Annotated in this window: 21 protein-coding genes; 7 read left to right on the top strand and 14 right to left on the bottom strand. The window is 54.7% G+C overall.

Annotated features, from left to right (window positions below; translation table 11 throughout):
- Positions 1–186: 186 nt before the first annotated feature.
- Positions 187–1,374: an MFS transporter gene (locus DFO57_RS06775; protein WP_013024197.1), complete on the bottom strand. Its 1,188-nt coding sequence runs from the start codon at positions 1,372–1,374 to the stop codon at positions 187–189.
- A gap of 104 nt (positions 1,375–1,478) precedes the next feature.
- On the opposite strand from DFO57_RS06775, the gene DFO57_RS06770 reads away from it, so the two are divergent.
- Positions 1,479–2,444 carry an AraC family transcriptional regulator gene (locus tag DFO57_RS06770; protein ID WP_014606924.1) on the top strand — a complete coding sequence of 322 codons (966 nt, stop codon included), beginning with the start codon at positions 1,479–1,481 and terminating at the stop codon, positions 2,442–2,444.
- Here the strand turns inward: DFO57_RS06770 and DFO57_RS06765 are convergent.
- From DFO57_RS06765 to gltP, 4 genes are all read right to left on the bottom strand, one after another.
- Complete coding sequence (locus DFO57_RS06765) at positions 2,441–3,985, bottom strand: PAS domain-containing methyl-accepting chemotaxis protein (RefSeq protein ID WP_013024196.1); 1,545 nt, start codon at positions 3,983–3,985, stop codon at positions 2,441–2,443. The two genes, DFO57_RS06770 and DFO57_RS06765, sit on opposite strands and share 4 nt — an antisense overlap.
- A gap of 322 nt (positions 3,986–4,307) precedes the next feature.
- Positions 4,308–5,741 (bottom strand): PTS N-acetylmuramic acid transporter subunit IIBC, encoded by a 1,434-nt coding sequence (gene murP / locus DFO57_RS06760; protein ID WP_110015198.1) that lies wholly within the window; start codon positions 5,739–5,741, stop codon positions 4,308–4,310.
- The gene (gene murQ, locus DFO57_RS06755; RefSeq protein WP_105079068.1) at positions 5,741–6,652 is read right to left on the bottom strand and encodes an N-acetylmuramic acid 6-phosphate etherase; all 912 of its coding nucleotides are present in this window, start codon (positions 6,650–6,652) and stop codon (positions 5,741–5,743) included. Before murQ ends, murP begins: the two co-directional genes overlap by 1 nt.
- 150 nt (positions 6,653–6,802) lie before the next feature.
- The gene (gltP, locus tag DFO57_RS06750; protein WP_110015197.1) at positions 6,803–8,104 is read right to left on the bottom strand and encodes a glutamate/aspartate:proton symporter GltP; all 1,302 of its coding nucleotides are present in this window, start codon (positions 8,102–8,104) and stop codon (positions 6,803–6,805) included.
- A gap of 585 nt (positions 8,105–8,689) precedes the next feature.
- Here gltP and acs point away from each other — a divergent pair.
- The 3 genes from acs (at position 8,690) to actP (ending at position 12,756) form a co-directional block, all read left to right on the top strand.
- Complete coding sequence (acs, locus tag DFO57_RS06745) at positions 8,690–10,645, top strand: acetate--CoA ligase (RefSeq protein ID WP_110015196.1); 1,956 nt, start codon at positions 8,690–8,692, stop codon at positions 10,643–10,645.
- Positions 10,646–10,774: 129 nt separating this feature from the next.
- A complete protein-coding gene (locus tag DFO57_RS06740; RefSeq protein WP_014606928.1) occupies positions 10,775–11,104 on the top strand; it encodes a DUF485 domain-containing protein in 330 nt (109 codons plus the stop codon).
- Positions 11,101–12,756: a cation/acetate symporter ActP gene (actP, locus tag DFO57_RS06735; protein WP_013024190.1), complete on the top strand. Its 1,656-nt coding sequence runs from the start codon at positions 11,101–11,103 to the stop codon at positions 12,754–12,756. Before DFO57_RS06740 ends, actP begins: the two co-directional genes overlap by 4 nt.
- A gap of 67 nt (positions 12,757–12,823) precedes the next feature.
- On the opposite strand, the gene DFO57_RS06730 is transcribed toward actP, so the two are convergent.
- The 3 genes from DFO57_RS06730 to DFO57_RS06720 form a co-directional block, all read right to left on the bottom strand.
- Positions 12,824–13,369 (bottom strand): YfaZ family outer membrane protein, encoded by a 546-nt coding sequence (locus tag DFO57_RS06730; protein WP_014606929.1) that lies wholly within the window; start codon positions 13,367–13,369, stop codon positions 12,824–12,826.
- Positions 13,370–13,552: 183 nt separating this feature from the next.
- Positions 13,553–14,248 carry an LrgB family protein gene (locus tag DFO57_RS06725; RefSeq protein ID WP_019105652.1) on the bottom strand — a complete coding sequence of 232 codons (696 nt, stop codon included), beginning with the start codon at positions 14,246–14,248 and terminating at the stop codon, positions 13,553–13,555.
- Positions 14,241–14,672, bottom strand: a complete 432-nt coding sequence (locus DFO57_RS06720) for a CidA/LrgA family protein (RefSeq protein ID WP_015701251.1) — start codon at positions 14,670–14,672, stop codon at positions 14,241–14,243. The genes DFO57_RS06725 and DFO57_RS06720 overlap by 8 nt, the downstream gene beginning before the upstream one ends.
- 97 nt (positions 14,673–14,769) lie before the next feature.
- On the opposite strand from DFO57_RS06720, the gene DFO57_RS06715 reads away from it, so the two are divergent.
- Positions 14,770–15,672 carry a LysR family transcriptional regulator gene (locus DFO57_RS06715; RefSeq protein ID WP_013024186.1) on the top strand — a complete coding sequence of 301 codons (903 nt, stop codon included), beginning with the start codon at positions 14,770–14,772 and terminating at the stop codon, positions 15,670–15,672.
- Between the two features lie 64 nt (positions 15,673–15,736).
- On the opposite strand, the gene DFO57_RS06710 is transcribed toward DFO57_RS06715, so the two are convergent.
- The 4 genes from DFO57_RS06710 to soxR all read right to left on the bottom strand — a co-directional run bounded on the left by DFO57_RS06710 (position 15,737) and on the right by soxR (position 20,411).
- Complete coding sequence (locus DFO57_RS06710) at positions 15,737–17,389, bottom strand: Na+/H+ antiporter (protein ID WP_013024185.1); 1,653 nt, start codon at positions 17,387–17,389, stop codon at positions 15,737–15,739.
- A 144-nt stretch (positions 17,390–17,533) separates the two neighbouring features.
- Positions 17,534–18,883, bottom strand: a complete 1,350-nt coding sequence (locus tag DFO57_RS06705; protein WP_110015195.1) for an NCS2 family permease — start codon at positions 18,881–18,883, stop codon at positions 17,534–17,536.
- A gap of 337 nt (positions 18,884–19,220) precedes the next feature.
- Positions 19,221–19,886, bottom strand: a complete 666-nt coding sequence (locus DFO57_RS06700) for a glutathione S-transferase family protein (RefSeq protein WP_031283300.1) — start codon at positions 19,884–19,886, stop codon at positions 19,221–19,223.
- Positions 19,887–19,925: 39 nt separating this feature from the next.
- Positions 19,926–20,411 carry a redox-sensitive transcriptional activator SoxR gene (gene soxR / locus DFO57_RS06695; protein ID WP_013024182.1) on the bottom strand — a complete coding sequence of 162 codons (486 nt, stop codon included), beginning with the start codon at positions 20,409–20,411 and terminating at the stop codon, positions 19,926–19,928.
- Positions 20,412–20,575: 164 nt separating this feature from the next.
- Here soxR and soxS point away from each other — a divergent pair, with 164 nt between their 5' ends.
- Positions 20,576–21,001 carry a superoxide response transcriptional regulator SoxS gene (gene soxS / locus DFO57_RS06690; RefSeq protein WP_013024181.1) on the top strand — a complete coding sequence of 142 codons (426 nt, stop codon included), beginning with the start codon at positions 20,576–20,578 and terminating at the stop codon, positions 20,999–21,001.
- A gap of 245 nt (positions 21,002–21,246) precedes the next feature.
- Positions 21,247–21,528, top strand: coding sequence for a YjcB family protein (locus tag DFO57_RS06685; protein WP_014606931.1), 282 nt, complete (start codon positions 21,247–21,249; stop codon positions 21,526–21,528).
- A gap of 52 nt (positions 21,529–21,580) precedes the next feature.
- Here DFO57_RS06685 and DFO57_RS06680 read toward each other — a convergent pair whose 3' ends face one another.
- Together DFO57_RS06680 and DFO57_RS06675 are read right to left on the bottom strand one after the other, a co-directional pair.
- Entirely contained in the window at positions 21,581–22,531 is a 951-nt protein-coding gene (locus DFO57_RS06680; protein WP_022622123.1) for an ATP-grasp fold amidoligase family protein, read from the bottom strand.
- Positions 22,532–22,539: 8 nt separating this feature from the next.
- The gene (locus DFO57_RS06675; RefSeq protein WP_024471458.1) at positions 22,540–23,796 is read right to left on the bottom strand and encodes a polysaccharide biosynthesis C-terminal domain-containing protein; all 1,257 of its coding nucleotides are present in this window, start codon (positions 23,794–23,796) and stop codon (positions 22,540–22,542) included.
- Positions 23,797–23,886: the final 90 nt, after the last annotated feature.

Genomic DNA, 23,886 nt, shown 5'->3' with positions numbered 1-23,886 from the left:
TTTAAGGCGTTTTGCCTTGTGTGAAAACATAATAGGCCGAATATTGATCAGAAAAAAGCAGAGGGTTTTGCTTAAGTTGTTCAATAAAACTGAAATTGAAAAGCACGTTTAGCCCTGTTAAGACACAAAAGGTTAAAAAACCAGGCAGAAATAAAAAGGCAGCATATATCGCTGCCATGAGTCACATTAACCGTGATGCCTGACGCGGGAAAAGATCGTTACTGCCGCCACCAGCATCAGCGCGCTACTGGCAAGGAAAACGCCGCCTGCGCCGCGTAAGTCAAACATCCAGCCTCCCGCCGCCGCGCCCACCGTAATCGCCAACTGAATGGTTGCCACCAGTAACCCACCGCCCGATTCAGCATCGTCTGGCACCGCACGTGAAATCCACGTAGACCAGCCCGTCGGCATCGAACCAAACGCCAGGCCCCAGATCGCGACACCGCCTGCAACCAGCCAGCCAGTATGGCCAAAACTCACCAGCATCAGGGCCGTCGCGCCCATCAGCAGGGCCATTCCGCTCAGCGTCAGTGATACGCTACGTGTCACCAGATAACCGGCCAGATACGTACCCACAAAGTTAGCGATGCCAAATGCCAGCAGCACCAGAGACAGCTGGCTGAGGTCAAGCCGCGCCACGCTTTCCAGAAATGGTCGCAGATAGGTGAAAAAAGCAAAGTGGGCAGTAAACATCATGATCACCGCCAGCATTCCCCAGCGCATGACATTTATCCGTAACAACGCCAGCACACCGCCGCTGCGCGCGTTGCCTTCGGCAGGCATGGCGGGAAGGGTGAAAAACTGCCAGAGCAGGGAAGTCGCGCCCAGGCCCGCCGTAAACAGGAAGATCGCTCGCCAGCCTACCAGCCCGCCCAGATAACTGCCCAGCGGGGTCGCAATAATGGTCGCCAGTGAGATACCACTAAACACGATGGAGAGTGCGCGAGGGACCTGATCGGCGGGCACCAGCCGCATGGTAATGGCGGTAGACAACGTCCAGAAGCCACCAATGGCCACCCCCAGCAGGACGCGCGCCAGCAAAATGACGGTCAGATTGGCGGCCAGTGCCACCATCAATGCGGAAACGATGAGCAGTAATGAGAAGGCCAGCATCACCACCCGGCGATCGATGCGTCGGACCAGGCTGCCTACCGTCAGACTGGTGAGAAGCGCAATCAGGGCCGTGACGGTCACTGTCTGTCCCGCCAGACCTTCCGAAACGTTCAGGCTGCGCGCTATCGGCGTCAGCAAACTAATAGGTAAAAACTCGGCGGTAATCAGGCTAAATACGCCAAACGACATCGCAAAGACGGCGCCCCACGCTGGCTGAGTGGGTATGGAAACCTCATCAGCCACTTCAGTGTTGAGACTCATGTTGCTTCTCCGGAAAAAAAAGTAGTGCTGAGCATAGAGGGGATGAGCAAGACGATCTATGATGGTTACACCGTCATTTTTGATAATTCGTCTGGATTTCTGTGATGAGCCGTTACGATGAGTTGACCAGTGAGTTGCTAATGGGCATGCGCCTGTATGGCGTTAACTACCAGCGCATTGCCGTCAGCGCCCCTTTTGGCCTGCGCTTTAATGATTCTCCGGGACGGGCCCAGTTTCATTTTGTCGGGCGCGGTACGCTGCTGGTGCGTGGCGCATCCGGCGCGCTTTTCACGCTGAACAGTGGCGATGCCCTGCTGATCCCTCACGGTAAGCCGCACAGCCTGCTCTCCAGTGAGGATGCCGACTGTCAGTGCATTGACGCGATGGCGAGCAAACCGATCTGTGACAGTATCTGTGCCATTACGGCACCGGCGGATGCCTGTGAAGATGACCACAGCGTCCTGTTATTCAGCGCCAGCATGGCATTTGAACTGGGCGGCATGCAGCCGCTGATCAACACGATGCCGGACGTCATGCTGGTCAGTACGCTGCTGTCACACTACCCGGAGATTCGCCCAATGCTGGAAGCGATGGAGCGTGAATCACGAACCCGACACGCGGGTCACGCCGGGATTCTTTCGCGTCTGGCGGATGTGGTTGCGGCCCTGGTGGTGCGTGGCTGGGTAGAAAATGGCTGTGGGCAAAGTAGCGGGCTGGTGCAGGCGATGCGCGATCCGCGCCTGAGTGAGGCCATTGCCGCCATGCACCGTTCTCCGGGCGAGAACTGGACGGTAGAACGTTTAGCGCGCGAAGCCGGTAGCTCACGCTCGGTATTTGCCGAACGCTTTCTTCATGCCACCGGTATGACGCCGCTGCGCTACCTGACCGAATTGCGCATGCGACTGGCGGTTAAACGCATCGCCGACCATGGTGAGGCGCTGGAAACGGTCGCTTTCGATTTGGGCTATGGTTCACTGGCCGCTTTTAGCCGGGCCTTTAAACGAATAATCGGCCAGTCACCCGGTGCGCTGCGTGCCGGCTATGCGGGCACGCAGGCGGTCGCGTCTTAGCGAAACACGCTGATCGCTTCAACCAGCCGGTTAGCCTGATGCGTCATGCGCCCTGAGGCTTCTGCGCTTTCCTGAACGCGGGCGGCGTTTTGATGGGTAATATCGTCCAGATCTTCCACCGCCGTGCTCACTTCACTCAACGCGGTGGACTGTTCTGCTGTCGCGGCGCTGATTTGGCCGATCAGTGACGTCACGTTCTGGACCTGCTGCACAATGTCCTGCATGGTGTGGCCTGCGGCACCCGCATGTTCGTTACCTGAATTGACCCGGCTGGCGCTGGTTTCAACCAGCGCTTTAATCTCGCTGGCGGCTTTTGCGCTGCGCTGTGCCAGGCTCCGCACCTCACCGGCCACCACAGCGAACCCTTTCCCCTGTTCACCCGCTCTGGCCGCCTCTACCGCCGCGTTCAGCGCCAGGATGTTGGTCTGGAAAGCAATGCTGTCGATAACGCTGGTGATACTGGCAATGCGCTGTGAGCTGTCAGCGATTTCTGCCATCATTCCCATCATCTCCTTCATGACCTCGCCGCCCTTGCTTGCCGCTTCACTGGTGTTAACAGAGAGCGAACTCACTTCCTGTGCGGTCTGCGTATTACTTTTTACCGTTGCGGTCATTTCGTTCATGGTCGCGGCCGTTTGCTGTACGTTGGCCGCCGCCTGCTCGGTGCGACGACTCAGTTCATTATTGCTACGGGCAATCGCATCACTGGCACTCAGCACATTAATGGCCTGGCCACTGACATCATCGACTAACCAGCGGAACATCAGCCCCAGCTGTCCAATGGCGCGTAGCGTCAGTCCTACCTCGTCGATGCGATCCATCTGCTCAACCTGATGGCTGGCACCGGTTGCCACACGCAGCGCCTGCCTGCACATGCGCTCGATGGGACGCGAGATCTGCTGTTCAAGCCACAGGCTGGCCAGCAACAGCAGGCAGGCCATACCGCCCGTAAAGCCCGCCAGCGCCAGTGGCGCAACGCCCAATGCCCAGACGCCCGCAACCGACAGCGGCAAGACAGCCAGTAACGCAGTGCGAATGCGCCAGCGGAGCGGCAACGTTTTTAATATCGATCCAAGACGACGCCAGCCGCTGCGTATAATCAGCCCTTTGTGAAACTGGCGGCCCCTTGCGCGTCCTTCGCGGAAATCGCGATACAGCGCTTCACACTGTTTAACCTCCTGCGCTGAGGGCTTGGTGCGAACGGACATATAGCCCTGGACCTTGCCGTCACGCACCACCGGAATGGCATTCGCCCGCACCCAGTAATGGTCTCCGTTTTTACGCCGGTTTTTAACCAGCGCGGTCCAGGGTTCACCCTGTTTTAAGGTGGCCCACATATCTGCAAAGGCTTCTGGTGGCATATCCGGATGGCGCACCATATTGTGCGGCTGCCCTTTTACCTCATCAGAGGTAAAACCACTGGCCTCAATAAAGGCGTCGTTGGCATAGGTGATATAGCTATTCAGGTCGGTCGTTGACATCAGTGTGGCATGATCGTCATAGACATATTCACGCTGGGAAACAGGTTGGTTATTGCGCATAGGAGTCCTTGCTCGTACCAGTCAGACTTACACCAGAAGTGTTAATGAGTGAGTGTTAAAAGGTAAAGATTACCTTTTTTTATGTTTTCGGCACTTGCGTAATGACTCTTTAGTGCTACGCGCAAATTTGTTGCATTTAAAAAGCCGCTTTAGGGCGGCTTTTGGTATTTATACCGCGATCATTCATTGCGAACGTAGCGGGTTGAGTACGCAGACTGGTAAGCCCGAGACAGTGTTAGGGACGTTTTGATGCAACAGATTCCCCATCCTTATTTTTTTACAGACCTGCCTAACAGGCTTTCTTCGTGTTTTATTTATCAATTCAGCGCAGGTCGACATTGCGGGTGCCGAACCACCACGTCAGTAAAAAGCCGCTAACCCAGGCGACAATCAATCCCACCAGATAGACAGCCATGCCGGCAAAAATCCCCTGATGCGACGTCATCAGCGGCAGCGTGACCAGCCCAGACGGGCCAAATACGGTATTCATGCCCACCGGCAGCCCCATCCATGCCACTAAGCCAATAAAGAATCCGCCGACCGCACCGCCACAGCAGGCGGTAATAAAAGGTTTGAGGCGCGGCAGCGTTACTCCGTAGATAAGCGGTTCCCCCACGCCCAGTAAGCCTGGCACGATAGCGCCTTTTATCTGGGCACGCAGCAGCGCGCCCTTTTCCGCTTTGCACCAGAGCGCCAGCGAGGCACCGACCTGACCGGCACCCGCCATGGCGAGAATCGGAAACAGTGAGTTAAATCCCTGGGTTTCCATCAGGGCAAAATAGACCGGGATAAATCCCTGATGAATGCCAAACATGACGGCGATCAGGAACAGTCCGGCCAGTAGCGCACAGCCAAACGGGTTGTTATTGAGGTGGATAAAGAGCCATGACATGCCCTTAAACAGCTCGCCGCCGACCGGCATAATCAGCAGGTATGTCAGCGCGCCCGTGATCAATAAGGTCAGCAGCGAGGTGAGAATCATATCCAGATTGTCTGGAATGATCGTGCGCAGCCGCCTTTCCAGCCAGCCACCAAACATGGCCGCCAGCAGCACCCCGATGATATTACCGCGCGGATCGATAGCCAGACCAAAAAAGCTGTCCATACCGCTGTAATAGCCGACTTTGGCATCCGGCACGTAGCCCAGAATAAACAGCGAGGCGATGATGGCCCCGTTTACGCCCGTGCCGCCAAAGGCTTTTTGCGCGTTGTAGCCAATCAGAATGCTGAGGAAGGTAAACAGCCCTTTGCCGAACACTTTCATATAGGCCACGCCCTGAATCAGCCAGCCTGGATGACCGCCAGGCGTGCTCAGGTGCAGGCTTTGCTCAATCAGGGTGGCAAACCCCAGCAGTAAACCTGCGGCAATAAAACCCGGAATGAGCGGCGTAAAAATGGTGGCGAAGCGTGCCAGGAACTGCTGCAGCGCGCCAGTCTGCCTGGCTTTTATCTGCTGTTTCTGTTCTGCCGCTACCTGGTGCAATACCGCGGCATCGCCCTGCGCCTGCGCCAGGATGGCCTGCATCCGTTCTGCCGCCGTCTGTGCCTTACCAGGACCGAGCACTATCTGCAACTGATCATCGCTGTCGATGACGCCCAGCACGCCGGGCAGGCGTTTCAGCCGGGCAATATCGGCCTGATTGTGTCTCAGCGTCAGTCGTAAACGCGTCATACAGTTGCCGCATACGACGATGTTCGCCGCGCCGCCCACTGCCTGCACGATATCGTGCAGAAGTGCATCGGTCATTTTTGCCATTAGCGCGCTCCCGAATCCTGTAATGCTTTGCGGATAAAGCCCTGGTGCTTAGCGAGCAGCGCGATCGCCTCATCGGCATTTAATCCTGCCAACACCATGAGGATGGCGGTTTTACAGTGTCCGCCACAGGCTGACAGCGCCGAGCGGGCGCTGGCTTCATCACAGTCAGTGGCCTGCATAACAATGTTAACCTGCCGCTGCACCAGCTTTTGGTTAGTGGCTTCAACATCCACCATCAGGTTGCCGTAAACCTTACCGCTACGAATCATCGCTCCGGTGGTGAGCATATTCAGCACCAGCTTCTGTGCGGTTCCGGCTTTCATGCGTGATGATCCCGTCACCACTTCAGGCCCCACTACTGGCGTCAGGGCGATATCGGCGACCTGAGCCATTTTGCTGTGTGGATTACAGGTCAGCGCTATCGTGGAGGCACCGCACTGCCGGGCATAGTCCAGCGCCCCCAATACGTAGGGCGTCCGTCCACTGGCAGCGATGCCGACCAGCACGTCGTGGCGGCTAAAGTGAATAGCCTTCAGATCCTGAGCGCCCTGTTCCATATTGTCTTCTGCGTTTTCTACCGCCTGCAAGATGGCCTGATGGCCCCCGGCAATCAGGCCAATAACCTGGTCACGTGGCGTTCCGAAGGTTGGTGGGCATTCACTTGCATCAAGAATACCTAAACGGCCGGATGTCCCGGCACCGCAGTAAATCAGACGTCCCCCTGCGCTGAACGCCGCGCAGATCGCCTCCACCGCGCGCGCAATCTCCGGCACGATCGCCTCCACGGCCAGAGCGACTTTTTTGTCTTCCTCGTTGATGACCCGCAGCATCGCCTCTGTGCTCATTTCATCAATATGCTGGCTGGCCGGATTGCGCCCTTCCGTGATCATCTGACTGAGATCGATTTTCACACTCGTCCTCCACAGGAATAATTTATTCTGGATATTTTTAACACAACGAATGAATAATTCATCCTCTGCCCACGTTTTTTTCTGCGGTGATAAAAACGGGGTAAAAAAAAGGCCCAACCACCGTTGAGCCTTTGTCTTGCTAACCCGCTGTTAACTGGCGGTTTGCGTCCGTAACTGTAATTCGTACGCTTTAGCCTGTTCTGTATCGAACTGGTTTTCCCAGCGCGCAATGACCAGCACTGCCAGAGCATTACCCACCACGTTGAGCGCGGTGCGGGCCATATCCATAATGCGGTCCACGCCCGCAATAAACGCCAGCCCTTCCAGCGGAATACCCACGCTGCCGAGCGTTGCCAACAGCACAACAAAGGATACGCCGGGCACGCCCGCAATGCCTTTGGAGGTGACCATCAGCGTCAGCACCAGAATAATTTCGTCCGTCAGCGACAGATCAATGCCATACAGCTGAGCAATAAAGATGGCGGCGATGCTCTGATACAGCGTTGATCCATCCAGGTTAAACGAATAGCCGGTCGGAACGACAAAGCTGGTAATCGCTTTGGGCGCGCCATAGGCTTCCATTTTCTCCATGATGCGCGGCAGCACGGTTTCTGAACTGGACGTTGAGTAAGACAGGATCAGCTCATCTTTTAAAATGCGCATCAGCGTCGTAATGCGTAGCTTGCAGAAACGCGCGACCGCTCCCAGCACCACAAAGGCAAAGAAGAGGATCGCCACATATACCAGCAGCACCAACTTCGCGAGCGGCCACAGCGACGCGAAGCCAAAGTTAGCAATCGTCACGGCGATCAACGCAAACACGCCCACGGGCGCGTAACGCATAATCATATGCGTCACTTTAAACATGGTTTCTGATACGCCACGGAACAGATTGACCAGCGGATCGCGCTGTTCTGACGATAGAGCGGACAGTCCCAGCCCAAAAAGTACCGAGAAAAAGATAATCGGCAGCATTTCACCCTTCGCCATGGAGGCAAAGATGTTCTGCGGGATCAGCGACAGGATGGTCGCCACCAGACTGTGGGTGCCTTCCTGCACCTGAGCGGTTGTGGCTTCATATTTAGAGATGTCCACCGTTGCCAGCGTAGACATATCAATGCCGGTGCCGGGCTTAAACACGTTGGCCAGGGTAATACCAACAACAATGGCAACGGTGGTAATCACTTCAAAGTACAAAATAGTTTTGAGACCAATGCGTCCCAGCTTTTTCGCATCCCCGACACCCGCAATGCCGACAATCAAGGATGAAATCACGATGGGCACGACAATCATCTTAATCAGATGAATAAAGATATCGCCCGCCGGGCTGAGAATATTATTGACTAACCATTCACGATCTTCTGGCTGATTATGCAACACGGCACCCACGATGATGCCAAGCACAAGTGCGATCAGAATCTGCCAGGCAAGGCTGATTTTAAAACCTTTCATAACGCGTAATTTCCTCAGTCAAAACCCGTTTCTCTCTACTGCGAAGGTGCAGAAGACAATACACACAGGGAAGTGAGCAAAAAGCCCGGTAAATTAGAGGGTGTTTATAGACGGCGTCCCGCATTGAAATGCGATGATTTCCATACCCATTTTCAGACGCGGTCTGAGTTGATACCTGATGATCAGGGGCGAGATAAGTACCATTTTCACTGTGGTAAATGCAACCCTTGGAGGCTTCGATTAAAACTTCACCATCTCTTAAGCATAAAATGCTGGCACAGGCGCAAATCCCTAACCTGCTGTTATGAAAAGTAAACCTTCGATAAGTTTTCGCATAGCTATTCAGGCAATGCTCAATGTCTGCGCGGTTCGTTCGCTGTTTTTTTAACCAGAGCCCTTCACAAAATGTTGCAACTTAAATCCCCATTTTTTGCAGGGAGTTAGGGTGATTTTATCCAATTCACGACGTTTTTATGTCAGCAAGGTTAACGCGTGATCTATGGCGCAAAAAAGAAACAAAACCCGTTGTCGGGCTTCACTTAACCATTGATTGACATATGATTAACATCTTCAAGGAGATTCGCCATGAGCCAACATCATATCTATCCTGTTCCAGAAAATATTGCAGCAAACGCGCTGATTACTGCCGAACAGTATCAGGCGATGTACCAGCAATCGGTTACCGATCCAGAAACATTCTGGGGGGAGCAAGGTAAAATCCTTGACTGGATAAAGCCTTACAGCAAAGTTAAAAACACGTCTTTTGCGCCTGGCAATATTTCCATTCGTTGGTATGAGGACGGCACGCTCAATCTGGCGGCGAACTGCCTGGATCGTCACCTGGCAACCCGGGGCGATCATCCTGCCATCATCTGGGAAGGTGATGATGCCAACGAAAGCAAAACAATAACCTTTCGTCAGCTTCACGCCGATGTCTGTCGCTTTGCCAACGTGCTGGAGCTGCTCGGGGTTAAAAAAGGCGATGTCGTCGCGATTTATATGCCAATGGTGCCGGAAGCCGCGGTCGCCATGCTGGCCTGCGCGCGCATTGGCGCCGTGCATTCGGTTATTTTTGGCGGCTTTTCACCGGAAGCGGTGGCAGGTCGCGTGATCGACTCCAGTGCAGCCTTAATTGTGACAGCCGATGAAGGCGTGCGCGCGGGGCGTACGATCCCACTGAAAAAAAATGTGGATGAAGCGTTAAAAAATCCCAACGTAAACAGCGTGAAAAACGTCGTGGTCTTTCAACGTACCGGCAAAGACGTCGGTTGGGTTGAAGGACGTGACAGGCACTGGCACGAGCTGATGCAGAACGCCAGTACCAACCACTCTGCGGCAGAAATGCAGGCAGAAGATCCGCTGTTTATCCTGTATACCTCAGGTTCAACCGGCAAGCCGAAAGGCGTGCTGCATACGACCGGCGGCTATCTGGTTTACGCCGCGACCACCTTTAAGTTTGTTTTTGACTACCATCAGGACGATATCTACTGGTGTACGGCTGACGTAGGCTGGGTTACCGGACACAGCTATCTGCTGTATGGCCCGCTGGCCTGCGGTGCCACGACGCTGATGTTTGAAGGCGTGCCTAACTGGCCGACGTCCGCCCGCATGGCGCAGGTGGTGGATAAGCATAAAGTCACCCTGCTCTACACCGCGCCCACGGCTATCCGCGCGCTGATGGCCGAAGGGGACAAGGCGATTGAAGGCACCGACCGTAGCAGCCTGCGTATTATGGGTTCGGTCGGTGAGCCGATTAATCCGGAAGCCTGGGAGTGGTATCACAAAAAAATCGGCAACAGCCAGTGTCCAATAGTGGATACCTGGTGGCAGACCGAAACCGGGGGGTTTATGATCACCCCGCTACCCGGCGCAACGCGGCTTAAGGCCGGTTCTGCGACCACGCCTTTCTTTGGCGTACAGCCCGCGCTGGTCGATAATGAGGGGCATCCTCAGGAAGGAGCCTGCGAAGGTAACCTGGTTATCACTGACTCCTGGCCAGGCCAGGCCCGAACGCTGTTCGGCGATCACGACCGTTTCGAACAAACCTATTTCTCTACCTTCAAAAATGCCTACTTTAGCGGTGACGGCGCGCGACGTGATGAGGACGGTTATTACTGGATCACCGGCCGCGTGGATGATGTGCTGAATGTGTCAGGGCATCGTCTGGGCACGGCAGAAATCGAATCGGCCCTGGTTTCCCACCCTAAAATTGCCGAAGCCGCTGTGGTGGGGATCCCGCACAGCATTAAGGGCCAGGCCATTTACGCCTATATCACCCTGAATCACGGCGAGGAGCCCTCACCAGAGCTTTATACCGACGTGCGTAACTGGGTACGCAAAGAAATTGGCCCGATCGCCACGCCCGATGTGCTGCACTGGACCGACTCTCTGCCAAAAACCCGCTCCGGTAAAATCATGCGCCGTATCCTGCGGAAAATCGCCGCGGGTGATACCAGTAATTTAGGCGATACGTCAACGCTGGCCGATCCTGGCGTCGTTGAGAAACTGCTTGAAGAGAAACAGTCCATCACCATGCCGTAACAACCCGGCGGAAAGCATCAGGCTTTCCGCCACCACTTCCCTACGTAGTGTGTTTCTGTAGTCACAAAAATATAACTCATTCACGCTTTTGCGTGAGGTCCACGCCTGCATGCTTCTGGAGATAATGTGATGAATGATGCCCTGCCCGAACAGGAAAGGATCTACCAACAAATTGAACGTAATCCTCGCTTTCAGGAATTGGTACACAAGCGCCAGTCCTTTGCCCTGCTGCTGTCGTTAATTATGCTGGTGCTGTATGTCGGCTTTATTCTGCTTATTGCTTTTGCCCCTGGCTGGCTGGGCACGCCTCTTCATGCCGGCACCAATGTGACACGCGGCATTCCGCTCGGCGTAGGGCTGATCGTCATCTCCTTTGTCCTAACCGGCGTGTACGTCTGGCGCGCAAACGGCGAGTTTGATCGTCTGACGAAGGCTATCCTCAGCGAGGTAAAACCATGATACGTCTTATGCTGTGGATGCTGGCAGCGCTGCTGCCATTTTCTGCTCTGGCCGCCGATGCCATTACGGGCGCGGTACAGAAACAGGCTGTTAACTATCAGGCGATCGTCATGTTTGTGATTTTCGTCGGCGCCACCTTGAGTATCACTTACTGGGCGTCGAAGCGAACGCGTTCGCGTAGCGATTACTACACCGCAGGCGGAAATATCACCGGCTTTCAGAATGGGCTGGCCATGGCAGGCGACTTCATGTCCGCCGCCTCTTTTCTGGGTATTTCGGCGCTGGTGTATACCTCGGGCTATGACGGCTTAATCTATTCGCTGGGCTTTCTGGTCGGCTGGCCGATGATTCTGTTTCTGATTGCAGAACGGCTGCGTAATCTGGGGCGCTATACCTTTGCCGATGTTGCCTCGTATCGCCTGAAGCAAAAACCCATACGCACCCTGTCAGCCTGCGGTTCACTGGTGGTGGTTGCGCTCTATCTGATTGCTCAGATGGTTGGGGCAGGTAAACTGATCCAGCTTCTGTTCGGCCTCAATTATCATATCGCCGTTATCCTGGTGGGGATCCTGATGGTGATGTACGTGCTGTTCGGCGGCATGCTGGCGACGACCTGGGTTCAGATCATCAAAGCCGTTCTGTTGCTGTTTGGTGCCTCATTCATGGCCATTATGGTAATGAAAAGCACCGGATTTAGCTTTAATACGCTGTTCACCGAAGCGATGGCTGTCCACCCGAAAGGCGCGGCCATTATGCAGCCCGGCGGGCTGGTTAAAGATCCCATTTCTGCCCTGTCGCTGGGGCTGGGGCTGATGTTTGGTACGGCGGGATTGCCGCATATTCTGATGCGCTTCTTTACCGTTGCCGACGCCAAAGAGGCACGTAAAAGCGTATTTTGGGCCACCGGTTTTATGGGGTACTTCTACTTTCTGACCTTTATTATCGGTTTCGGCGCCATACTGCTGGTCGGTGCCAACCCGGCCTTTAAAGATGCCTCCGGCGCGTTAATCGGCGGCACCAATATGGCGGCGGTACACCTGGCGAATGCGGTTGGCGGCAGCACCTTCCTGGGCTTTATTTCAGCCGTGGCATTCGCCACGATTCTGGCCGTGGTGGCTGGCTTGACGCTGGCGGGCGCTTCGGCGGTCTCTCACGATTTGTATGCCAGCGTTTACCGTAAGGGCCAGGCCAGCGAGCGCGACGAGCTGCGAGTGTCGAAAATTACGGTGCTGGTGCTCGGTGTTGTGGCGATAGCCCTGGGTATTCTGTTTGAAAAACAGAACATCGCGTTTATGGTCGGCCTGGCGTTCTCGATTGCGGCCAGCTGTAACTTTCCGATTATCCTGCTTTCCATGTACTGGTCTAAACTCACCACCCGCGGCGCGATGGTCGGCGGCTGGTTAGGGCTGATCACCGCCGTGGTGCTGATGATTCTTGGCCCTACCGTCTGGGTTCAGGTGTTGGGCCATGCTTCGCCGATCTATCCGTATGAATATCCGGCCCTGTTCTCTATTACTATCGCCTTTGTGGGCACCTGGCTGTTTTCGGTAACCGATCATTCGCAACAGGGCGCAGAAGAGCGTTCACGCTTCCGGGCGCAGTTTATTCGCTCCCAGACCGGTGCCGGTATTGAGCAAGGCAAAGCGCACTAATCCCTTTTCCCGGGCATAAAAAAAGGGCAGGGTCCGCGAGGTCCCTGCCCTTTTTCTCAGGCCACTATCAGAAGCGCAGTGATGCACCCACGTATGGACCATCGACCAGGACGTTGTCTTTACGACCGCCTTTATTATTCAGCTCGATATACTGATAACCCACGCGCAGGTTAAGCAGAGAGACTGGCGTAAAGCTCACACCGCCGCTCGCTTCCTGGTAGCTGTCAAGATGATCGGTAAGGCCTTCCGGCGCATAATAATACTGGCCGTACAGGCCCCACATGCTGTTGAAGTTGTACTGCGCGCTGCCGCCCAGCGCCACCGCAAATCCGTCTTTCCCGTCTTCAGGATGGGTAAAAATCGCCTTTGCGGTTGGCGCCAGTCGCAGATCGCCGAAATCGACGTTGTAGCCCAGGCCAGCGCCGTAAGTGCTGCCGTCATGATCGCTACGCAACCAGTTGCCGTTCAGGAACAGGCCTGGTGAGGTCGTGCCCAAACCGACATTCAGGTTGGTGCTGTGCTCGCCAACATCGACGCTGCCCTCGATGGCCTGCGCGGCGCCGCTCAGCATAATGAAGCTCAGAGCGCTTCCGGTAACAAGTTGCTTAAACATGATTCTCTCCATGATGGGTCAAATAATTCCGCATCAAGGGTAGCAGTCTGAAACGAGGTGACAACTAAATTTGGAAAGCTTTACGTAAAAAGAGATGTCATTTTGTGCCAAAACGGACAACGCGCTGTAAGTTAAGCGGAAAAGAGCGGATGACAGGCGCATTCAGGCCTGTCATCACCGGGCTCAGTGTGCCCACATCAGGTGCCCGATGAACGGTGCCAGTATGACGGTTACTACACCAGACAGCATCATCACCAGGCTAGATACCACGCCTTCCTGCTGCCCCAGTTGATAAGCGCGTGCCGTACCGGCACCGTGCGAAGCGGCACCGAATCCGGCCCCTTTCGCCACGCCCTGTTTGATGGCGATGCGCAGGAACAGCACATCCCCTACCGCCATGCCAAATACGCCTGTCACAACCACAAACAGCGCCACCAGATCGGGCTGCGCACCCATGGGTTTGGCCGCCGCCAGCGCAAAGGGCGTAGTAATGGAGCGCACGGCCAGACTTCGCTGAATAGTTTCCGGTAAATTCAGTAAGCGCGCCAGCCAGACGGAACTGCATACCGAGACTGTTGTGGCGGTTAACACACCGGCACTCAGCGATAACCAGTGGCGTTTAATCACCGCCAGATTTTCATAGACCGGCACCGCAAAGGCCAGCGTCGCGGGGCCCAACAGCCACAGTAGCCAGTGGCTTTCCGCAATATAGTTTTGCCAGCTGATATGGGTCAGCAGCAGCAGCGCCACCAGAATGAGCGGGGTCATGATCAGCGGCATCAGTAACAGTGTTGGCCAGCGGCGATACAGCCGTTTATTCAGGTAATAAATCAATAGCGTGACGGCCGCACACATCAGGCTGATAAACAGATTACGCATCGTCGCCGCCCTGCTTACGCGCGGCCCGCGCGACCTCGAAGCGGTACAGGCGATCCACCACCAGGGCGGTCGTTGCCAGCACCAGTAGCGTACTGACCGCAATCACCACAAAAATCCGCCATCCATCAATCTGCAACAGATCAGCGTAATTCACCACCGCCACCACTGCCGGGATAAAAAACAGCAGCATCTCTGCCAGCAGCCAGCTGGCACCGACTTTCACCCAGCGCAGCGGCAAAACGCGTAGCGCAATCAGCATTAACATCAGCAGCATGCCGACAATGTTGGCCGGCAGCGGCAGATGCAGCCAGTTCACCAGCTGCTCGCTGGCGACGAATACCGAGATAAACAGCGCCAGCTGTAGCGGTAAGCTGAGCCGTTGCAGCCTGTCGAGGTTAAGGCGCGGCAATGCCAGGGCCATCATTTTTCTCCCATATTGTTAATGCGCTCAGTATAGAATCACGAGGTACTGTGAAAAAAATGAATTAAAATTATTAAAATCATGCCAGAAAGGAATAGTTATGGACGTTCGTGCGTTGCGTTACTTTACCGAAGTGGTACGTCAGCAGAGTTTTACCCGGGCCGCGCAAAAGCTGTTTGTGACGCAGCCGACGATCAGCAAAATGGTGCGTCAGCTGGAAGAGGAGCTGGACTGCGCGCTACTGCTTCGCGATGGACGTCGCCTGCATCTCACGGACAGCGGACAAGCCGTTTATCAACGCGGACTGGCTATTTTGCAGGAGTTCCATCAGCTTGAGGCAGAGATAGGCGATATCAATCAGTTGAAAACCGGCAAGCTGCGGCTCGGTATTCCCCCAATGGTCGGCATGCAGATCGCCGGATCGGTTTCGGCGTTTCGTCGCCGGTATCCGGGCGTGGAACTCAGCATTGCTGAGTTTGGCGGCTTAACGGTTCAGGAGGCGGTGCTGGCAGGCACGCTGGATATTGCCCTGACGGCGCTCCCCGTTGATGCCGAGTTGCCCCTCGAAACCTTATCGCTGATGCAGCATCCGTTATGTGTCTTACTGCCCCGTCAGGAACCCTGGCTGCAACGCACCCAGCTCAGCCTGCGCGATTTGGCTCCGCATCCTTTGCTGATCTTTAATGAAGAGTTTTCGCTGAACCGCCAGTTAATGAAAGCTTTTCAGCGTCAGGAGATAACCCCTACCATTGCCGTGCGTAGCGGGCAGTGGGATTTTCTGGCCGCCATGGTGCAGGCCGGGATGGGGCTGGCAATTTTGCCGGAGCCGATATGCCAGCGGTTAGATAAACAGTCGTTACTGTGGCTGCCGCTGGAATCCGAGCTTCAGTGGCATCTGGGGCTGATCTGGCGGGAAGGCAGCTATCTGTCACGCAGCGCGCAGGCGTGGATTGCGTGTTGCCGCGAACACTGGCCCGATCAGGCGCCGCGCCTCTCCGTCTAGTGCAGCAGCCCGCCCGGCCGTCGCAGAACGCAGGTGACCGGGCGGGCGCGGCGCAACAGGGAGTTTACTCTTCTTTCTCGATCAGAAGCGCTTCCAGCAGGTCCAGATCGTGCAACAATTTTTGCATCGTTTCGTTGGATATCTGCTGGGTGGCACGCAGGTGATACACTTCGGCACGTTCGGCACGCAGTGCGTTCAAACGGAAGCGACGTTCCAGGTTCTCGGCAAACAGCGCGTGCTCAAGGTCGTTTTTCCCCTCCGCACGGCGACGCAGGTTGCCGATGACACGCAGGCTGACCTCTTTCAGCAGCTCAGGATCGATATTTTCGTCGGTTTCCTTTTCGAGCCGTGCCTCCATCTTTTGCAGACTCTCGATAGCCACACCGGCCATCACCGCTCTTGCATGCTGAAGTTCGTGCCGATGGGCACTCTTATCCATCGTCTCGACGCCGCGCAGCAGCACCGGCAGAACAATGACGCCAACCAGTAACGAGAACAGAATCACGCCGGTTGCGATAAACACCAGCTCATAGCGCGCCGGGAAAGGATTGCCGTTGCTCAGGAACAGGGGAATCGACAGGACACCCGCCAGGGTGATGGCCCCGCGCACGCCCGCAAAAGAGGCAATCAGCAGTTCGCGCAAAGAGTAGCTAGAGAAAACTAACGGCTTGTTTTTTAACAGGCGCTTGCTGAAACGCTGCATGATCCACAGCCAGCCGAAACGCACCACCATTAACGCCGCATAGACCAATGCGATATCTGCAAAGATCATCCAGATATCCACGTTGGGATCCGCGTTCGCCTGTTGAATGGAATTTTCCAGGATAGAGGGCAATTGCAGGCCCAGCATCAGGAACACCATGCCGTTAAACACAAACTCCAGCATGTGCCAGACGCTATTGGCGCGCAGTCGCATGGTCAGCGGGGCCTGACGGATAATACCGGAGCGCGTGATGGTCATCCCGGCCGCGACGGCGGCTAAAATGCCGGAAACGCCCAAGTGTTCTGCAATCAGATACGAGGCAAACGGCAGCAGCAGCAGCAGGACGATCTGTGTGGCGGCATCGTCCCCACCGCTCCAGCGGTTCAGGACACGCAGTGACTTACCGTAGAGCCAGCAGACCGCAACACCGGCAATTAAGCCGCCGACCGCCACTTTCAGGAATTCGACGCTGGCACCGCCCCAACTAAACACCATGGTGCCCATCGCCACCGCGACGGCAAATTTCAGTGAAACCAGGCCAGAGGCATCGTTCATCAAGGCTTCGCCCTGAAGTATTCCCATAATTTTCTTAGGAATGCGGCCTTCGCCGACAATGCCTGACAGCGCCACGGCATCGGTAGGTGATAACACTGCCGCCAGGGCGAAAGCAGGGATAAGAGGAATACCGGGAACCGTCCAGTAAATCAGATAGCCAATTCCGACGACGGTAATCAGCACCAGCACCAGCGCCAGGCCAAGAATTTCCCGCCCGTAATGCAGAAACTCGCTAACCGGCGTTTTCCAGCCGTCAGCAAATAACAGCGGCGGAATAAATAAGACGAGGAACAGTTCCGGATCAAAATCCACATGCAGGCCGAAGTTAGGCCAGGCCAGTAGCGCACCGACGGCGATCTGCACCAGCGGTAGCGGAATTTGAAAAGGCAAGATACGTGCGGCGACCCCGGAGAGCGACACCACCAGTGTCATAATTAAAATAGTAAAAAAGATTTCCATGCTTTCCTTAGGCGGTTGTTATCTTCGAATCAACTATAAGTTAAAAGTGTAAAACAAACTGGCCAGGGCAGGAAAAGCAAGCCGTGCTTAAAAGACCAAAAAGCGGATAATTCCGGACGCTCCGCTGAACGTCCGGTTTGACAGTCAGATCGCCCAGCCTCCGGCATAAAAGGCGACTAACGCGGCGGCAATCACGACAGTGCCCACGTTGAGCTTACGCCACTCGCCCGCAAACAGACGGCCCACCACCAGAGTGGCGAACCCCATCATAATGCCGGTAACGATGTTACAGGTCAGCACGATAATCACCGCCGTGAGCAGGCCGGACATGGCATCAACGAAGTCACCGAAATCGATCTTGGCCACGTTGCTCAGCATCAACAGGCCGACATACATCAACGCTGGCGCGGTGGCGTAAGCCGGCACCAGGTATGCGATCGGCGACATGAACAGAATGACCAGGAACAGGAGACCCACAACGATCGCCGTCAGGCCGGTTTTACCGCCCGCCGCCGTACCGGCGGCAGACTCAATGTAGACTGCCGCCGGCGAAGCACCGACAAGGCCAGCAAACAGGCTACTGACGGAATCCGTGGTCAGCGCCCGACCACCGTTGATGATCTGCCCGTCTTTATCCAGCAGATTGGCCTGGCCCGCAACCGCGCGGATCGTGCCGGTGGCATCAAAGACCGCCGTCATCACTAGCGCCAGCACGCTGGGCAGCACCGCAGGCTGCAAGGCGCCCATGATGTCCAGGCTAAAGAGCTGTGACTCACCCTGCGCATCACGCAGGCTGGGCAGGGCAAACAGTCCCTGCCAGAGCACGGCCGGGTCGAACACCAGCCCCAGAGCAGAAATCGCGATAACGGTCAGTAAAATACCGCCAGGCACGCGGCGTTTTTCCAGGCCAAAAATGGCGGCCAGCCCCAGCAATGACATCATGACGGGGAACGACGTAAACTGGCCCAGGGCAACGGGTAACCCTGAGGCCGGATTTCTGACGACCAGTCCCACGTTGTCTGCCGCAATCAGCAGCAAAAACAGACCAATGCCGACGCCCGTTCCGTGCGCAACCCCCATTGGCAGATTGCGTAAGATCCAGGCGCGAATCCCGGTGGTGGAAATCAGGGTAAAGAGCAGGCCCATCAGGAATACGGCACCCAGCGCCACGGGTACGCTAATGTGCTGACCCAGCACAAGGCTGAAAGCGGTAAACGCCGTCAGTGAGATAGCACAGCCAATTGCCATGGGTAAATTCGCCCACAGCCCCATGATGATCGATCCCACGCTCGCCACCAGACAGGTCGCAACGAACACCGCCGTGGGTGAAAATCCCGCCTTACTGAGCATGCCGGGCACCACGATCACTGAATAAACCATGGCGAGGAACGTAGTCAGCCCGGCGACAATTTCCTGTCGCACGCTGCTGCCACGGGCCGAGATGGCGAACCAGGCATCCAGCTTTCCACCGGACGGGCGTGATTCAATTGACATAGTTGAGCCTCAAAAATTGTTGTAGTGGGATCGTGCGGTAACGGCCCTGACGTCCCTGGAAACCTGTCATCGCCAGCGGGCAGCCGGCAAAAGGCAAACGTTTACTTCGCCGCACAGAACGGGACGTCACGCTGCCCCGTTTAAAGGGGGCAGATTATCCGGCGTTTAACCGCCGTTTTTCAACCGCTGAGTGAGGATTGGTGACTATAAAGATCAGGTTGATAACATCAGGAATGCTCTTGATACCATCATTTAACATTCTGTCCGTCAGGATAAGGCGTCAAAAACGAGAAGGCAGGCAAGAATGACGCCGGGCGGCGTCATCGGGCAACGTGCATCAGCCAGAAAGATTAATCTCACCGCCTTGTTGAACAGCGCGCTGCCAGGCCGCGCGCTGTTGCACGGTCGTTAACCATTTTTGCGTAGCGGGGGCATCTTTCAGTCCGGCGCGCTGGCTCAGCGCCAGAACAGGGAAACTCATCTGCACATCCGCAATGCTGAAGCGCTGACCCGCGAACCACGGCTGTGTTGAAAGGTGAGCTTCAATGACCTGCTTGTGCAATTTGAGTTGTTTGTCCAGCCAGGCTTTCTGAACGCCTTTGCCCAGCGCCGCGCCCACGGGGCGAAGCAACCAGGGCACCGGCGCGCTGCCAAGGCGGCCAAAAACCAGCTTCATCACCAGCAGCGGCATCAGTGAACCTTCCGCGTAGTGCAGCCAGTAACGCGCCTGTAGCTGCGCCTCTTCATCGGTGAGCTGCAGCCGCTTTTCGCTGTCGTATCTTTCTTCCAGATACTCAAGGATGGCACCGGACTCGGCCACCACGCGATTGCCATCGGTGATCACGGGCGACTTCCCTAACGGATGCACTTTTTTTAAAGCGTCCGGCGCCAGCATCGTGGGTTCGCGCTGGTAGCGCTTGACCTGGTAAGGCACTTCCAGCTCTTCCAGCATCCACAGCACCCGGTGAGAGCGCGATTGTTCAAGATGGTGAACGGTGATCATCATGGTTCCCTGTGAGTGAATATGCTGCAAGTATAGACGTCACCTTGTCTTATGCAGGGAACCATCCTGCTCAGGATCGAGCAGTACCGCGCCAGAGCCCTGCTGGCCCAGCAGGTCGCCAGGGTTGCGCAGCGGGCAGTCACGCATTGATAAACACCCACAGCCAATGCAGCCATCCAGATCGTTACGCAGGCGCGTCAGCGTTTCGATGCGCTTATCCAGTTCGTCGCGCCAGTGCTGCGTCAGATTGCCCCATTCCTGAGCAGACATCCGCTTATCTGCCGGCATGTTCTCAAGGCTGTCACTGACGCTGGCGAGCGGAATACCAATGCGCTGTGCAATTTTAATAATGGCCACCCGTCGCAGCACATCACGGCTGTAACGCCGCTGGTTTCCGCTATTACGGGTGCTGAAAATCAGCCCTTTGCTTTCATAAAAGTGCAGTGCAGAAACGGCAACGCCGCTTCGGCGCGCCACTTCGCCCGGTGTCAGAACGGGTTTTGGGTAATTGCGATCTTTTTTCATTTGGCACTTTACCTCAAGTTAACTTGAGGAATTATACTCTTTTCCCATCAGAACGACACCTTCCCTTATGATGTCATGCGCCAGCGAGCGGACCCGGTTTTATCGCCGAAAGCCTGTTAATTCCGCATGAACGCTAAGGGGAAATTCACCAGAAGGATGAGGCCATGATACAAGAAGAGATCATTCATTCACTGACGCACTGGATTGACCAAAACCTGGATAAGAGCCTGTCAATTGACGAAGTCGCCGCCAAATCAGGCTATTCGAAATGGCATCTGCAACGTATGTTCCGTAGCGTGACGAAACAGACGTTGGGTGGCTATATTCGCGAACGCCGCCTGACGCTGGCCGCTGAAGCGCTGCGACAAACGCAGCGGCCGGTGTTTGATATTGCGATGCAATATGGCTATGACTCGCAACAGACATTCTCACGCGTTTTTCGTCGCCAGTTTTCACAAACGCCCACGGCTTATCGCCACGCGATGCGCCGCCAGGCCATCCAGCGTCCGCGTTTGATGCGCTTTGACTGCAGCGACACGATGACCAGCTTTACCCAGCGGACAACGGGAGAATGCTGTCCAGTTAGCTGACGCGCTCCGTGCGCCTGCCCAGGCGCACGCCGCATTCAGTGCCCCAACCTTGTCGTAAGCGCCCTCTTTTTCTGCTGCCAGATCAGACAAATTTTGTACAAAAATCAGAAATCGGATGATATAGTGTGACCCACATCACATTATGACACTTGTTGCCGACGAAAGAGCCCGACCTGACAGACTTTTCCGCCGACGTGATGTTCGCAGACAGTCAGGCGTAATCTCCGATTTTGAGGTCAAAATTGATGGCGACTTTAACCACCAGTTTTCTTGTTATGCGCTGGGAATTGCTTAGCGCGATAATGATGTTTTTTGCCAGCACGCTAAAAACCCGTCTCCGCCAGGACAGTCATCACGTCATGGCGTTTCTCTGTGGCAGCGTAGGCGTTGGGATGTCGTGCTGGTTCGTGACCGGCTTGATGGGCATCACGTTGAGTATGGAAAACGTGCACCATTTCTTTAGCGTCTCTAAAGATGTCTTTATCGACGTGATGAGTCGAGCGCCCGCTAACTGGCAAATGCCCTGATAAACTCATAAAAAACCCCGCAAAGCGGGGTTTTTTATATTGCTGTGTAGCGTCAAATTTTCTTCAACATAACAGGAATGGCAACGTCCTGTATTTCTACGTCCGGCCTCTGCGTTCCGCGACGATCCTGAATCCACATTTCACCCATCATCTTATCCAGCCCGCGATCCAGACCCGTCACCATGCCTGCGCCTGGCGTGAACGTCAGCTCGCCAAAATAAATGTGTTCATCATGGATATACCAGTCAACACGGACATAGTCGAAGTCGCTGGCCAGCGTTTTGCTTAACGCCAGGGCCTGTTGTAACGATGGCATCACCGTCGAAACGTCCAGCCCGGTATCGCGAATTTTATGGAACGCCTCACTCAGGTTGTTCACATAAAAATTCATTGAGAGCTGAGGCTGACAGCGGTTGTAAATGACCTGAAGCACATACTCAAAGTTGCCATCGCGCTTATTAAACATGTGGAACTTGTAGTCAACCGGGGCACTTTTGCCATCACCGATGTATTGCTCAACCAGAATACGTGGCTTGATGTAGCGATAGTGAATCTCACGCGCTTCGTTGGCGAAGTCAGTCTTTAACCACGTGTAGCAGTTATGAATGATTTGCTGCTTCCGGAGTGCGTTAGGTTCCTCCAGCACGATCTCGACCATGTTTGACGCATGATTCGGTTTGATTACCGTTCCCTTCCAACGCGTCAGATTGTTCAACGTGGTGGGATCGGTCGTGTCATGAAGCAGCGGTATCAGATATTCATTGCCGATCTTCTCAGCAATAAACTCACGCACCGAAAACTTGTCAGAGAGGCGGGCATAGAGCTGATAGTCACCATGAATGAACTTGCGATACAGCACTTTTTCATTGAACACCTTGGGCTCACGCAGGTTGGGGAGCCTTCTGAACTTACGGAAATAATAAATCCGGTCCTGATAAGTCCAGGGCATCTTCTTGATGAAGTATTGCAAACTTCTTCTGAGCTCGTGTTTTAACTTGAGCATATTTGACCTCATTTGTAGGTTTTGTAGTTGAGTGAGGAAACCTGGATTTTTTGAATCACGCCGTGTTTAAAGAAATAATTCATGACGGTCAGGGACAGGAGCTCTGATAGAAAAACGCTCCATGCGGCTCCTGTAATGCCATAGCCCTGAATCAGCCACCAGGAAAGCGGCATACTGATGATCACCAGACAAATGATTTTCTTCAGTAAATAATCAAAGCCCCCTTCCTTTACCATGTAGCGATACGCGACGGTGCCCAGCGCCGAAAAGCTGGTCGCTATCGACAGCAGGGTGATGAGATTGCCTGACTGGGTAAACGCTGGGCCATACAGCGCGATGATTATCTGTTCACCGAACAGTGCGACGATCAGCAACATCAGCAAAGACACGGCCATCACGTAGCCATTGAGCCGCGCCGTCAGCCTGATCGCTTCCTCACCGCGCGCGCGAAAAATTTCGCTAAAACACGAGGTGATGAGTGCGACGGGAATAAAAATCCACGAGGCGGCGATGGTATTGGCTGCGGCAAACAAGCCAAGCTCCTGGGCCGATGCGATGCCAGCCAAAAACATCTGCGCGGCTTTTACCTGGACAGAGATAAAAATGCTGGAAATCGCCAGAGGCAATCCGGCATACATCAGGTAACGCAAATACAGCGTTCGCGTCTCGCGCGGCGGAAGCTGGTCCTGATGTGCCTGATAAAAGGTGTAACGTTTGATGGCGTAAGGCACCAGCGTGACCGTGATAACCGAAAGCGTTAGCCACAATGGATTGAGACGCAGCCAGGCAATGATAAAGCTCAGGACAAAACTCATCAGCATGCCAATCGCATTGGCCACGGTATTCAGCTTTGAAGCCAATCGTGCATTGTTGTAAACGCTAAAGGTGTCCTGTGTGACAAAAACAGACGCAACAAAAGAGGCCAGTGCAAATGCCAGGAAGTTCTCCTGCATGTTGTACCAAACCCAAATTAATACTGGCCCTGAGGTGAGAAGTAATAAACCCATGCGCAACGTGCGTGCGATGCGCATTAAACGTAAACCTTTGGCCGCATTTTTGCTGACACGTTTAAACAAAATTGTTTCAGTGCCAAAGAGGGCTATGGTTTGCACCATAGCAAATAATGACGTTGAAAATGCCATCTGACCAAATAGGGTCGGACCGAAGGATTTTGCCACATATGACGTCACGAAAATGACGCCAAAGACGGAGATAATCTTTTCAGACATCATCCAGGCGGCATTAGACATTACGCTCAATTTCATCGACTGTTCCTTAGTATTACTCTACATCTACCACTTCGGTGCCCATCCCTGGGACGAATTAATAAGCGCTTAAATTTCATAGCGAAATTA

The organism is Pantoea sp. AG702 (genome assembly GCF_003182295.1).
Classification (GTDB): domain Bacteria; phylum Pseudomonadota; class Gammaproteobacteria; order Enterobacterales; family Enterobacteriaceae; genus Pantoea; species Pantoea ananatis.
This window is presented reverse-complemented; position numbering and strand designations above follow the sequence as displayed.

Bases quoted from the DNA above. Each gene is read 5' to 3' on its own strand.
- DFO57_RS06775 (WP_013024197.1), bottom strand. From the start codon at position 1,374: ATGAGTCTCAACACTGAAGTGGCTGATGAGGTTTCCATACCCACTCAG.
- DFO57_RS06770 (WP_014606924.1), top strand. From the start codon at position 1,479: ATGAGCCGTTACGATGAGTTGACCAGTGAGTTGCTAATGGGCATGCGC.
- DFO57_RS06765 (WP_013024196.1), bottom strand. From the start codon at position 3,985: ATGCGCAATAACCAACCTGTTTCCCAGCGTGAATATGTCTATGACGAT.
- murP (WP_110015198.1), bottom strand. From the start codon at position 5,741: ATGGCAAAAATGACCGATGCACTTCTGCACGATATCGTGCAGGCAGTG.
- gltP (WP_110015197.1), bottom strand. From the start codon at position 8,104: ATGAAAGGTTTTAAAATCAGCCTTGCCTGGCAGATTCTGATCGCACTT.
- acs (WP_110015196.1), top strand. From the start codon at position 8,690: ATGAGCCAACATCATATCTATCCTGTTCCAGAAAATATTGCAGCAAAC.
- DFO57_RS06740 (WP_014606928.1), top strand. From the start codon at position 10,775: ATGAATGATGCCCTGCCCGAACAGGAAAGGATCTACCAACAAATTGAA.
- actP (WP_013024190.1), top strand. From the start codon at position 11,101: ATGATACGTCTTATGCTGTGGATGCTGGCAGCGCTGCTGCCATTTTCT.
- DFO57_RS06730 (WP_014606929.1), bottom strand. From the start codon at position 13,369: ATGTTTAAGCAACTTGTTACCGGAAGCGCTCTGAGCTTCATTATGCTG.
- DFO57_RS06725 (WP_019105652.1), bottom strand. From the start codon at position 14,248: ATGCGTAATCTGTTTATCAGCCTGATGTGTGCGGCCGTCACGCTATTG.
- DFO57_RS06720 (WP_015701251.1), bottom strand. From the start codon at position 14,672: ATGATGGCCCTGGCATTGCCGCGCCTTAACCTCGACAGGCTGCAACGG.
- DFO57_RS06715 (WP_013024186.1), top strand. From the start codon at position 14,770: ATGGACGTTCGTGCGTTGCGTTACTTTACCGAAGTGGTACGTCAGCAG.
- DFO57_RS06710 (WP_013024185.1), bottom strand. From the start codon at position 17,389: ATGGAAATCTTTTTTACTATTTTAATTATGACACTGGTGGTGTCGCTC.
- DFO57_RS06705 (WP_110015195.1), bottom strand. From the start codon at position 18,883: ATGTCAATTGAATCACGCCCGTCCGGTGGAAAGCTGGATGCCTGGTTC.
- DFO57_RS06700 (WP_031283300.1), bottom strand. From the start codon at position 19,886: ATGATCACCGTTCACCATCTTGAACAATCGCGCTCTCACCGGGTGCTG.
- soxR (WP_013024182.1), bottom strand. From the start codon at position 20,411: ATGAAAAAAGATCGCAATTACCCAAAACCCGTTCTGACACCGGGCGAA.
- soxS (WP_013024181.1), top strand. From the start codon at position 20,576: ATGATACAAGAAGAGATCATTCATTCACTGACGCACTGGATTGACCAA.
- DFO57_RS06685 (WP_014606931.1), top strand. From the start codon at position 21,247: ATGGCGACTTTAACCACCAGTTTTCTTGTTATGCGCTGGGAATTGCTT.
- DFO57_RS06680 (WP_022622123.1), bottom strand. From the start codon at position 22,531: ATGCTCAAGTTAAAACACGAGCTCAGAAGAAGTTTGCAATACTTCATC.
- DFO57_RS06675 (WP_024471458.1), bottom strand. From the start codon at position 23,796: ATGAAATTGAGCGTAATGTCTAATGCCGCCTGGATGATGTCTGAAAAG.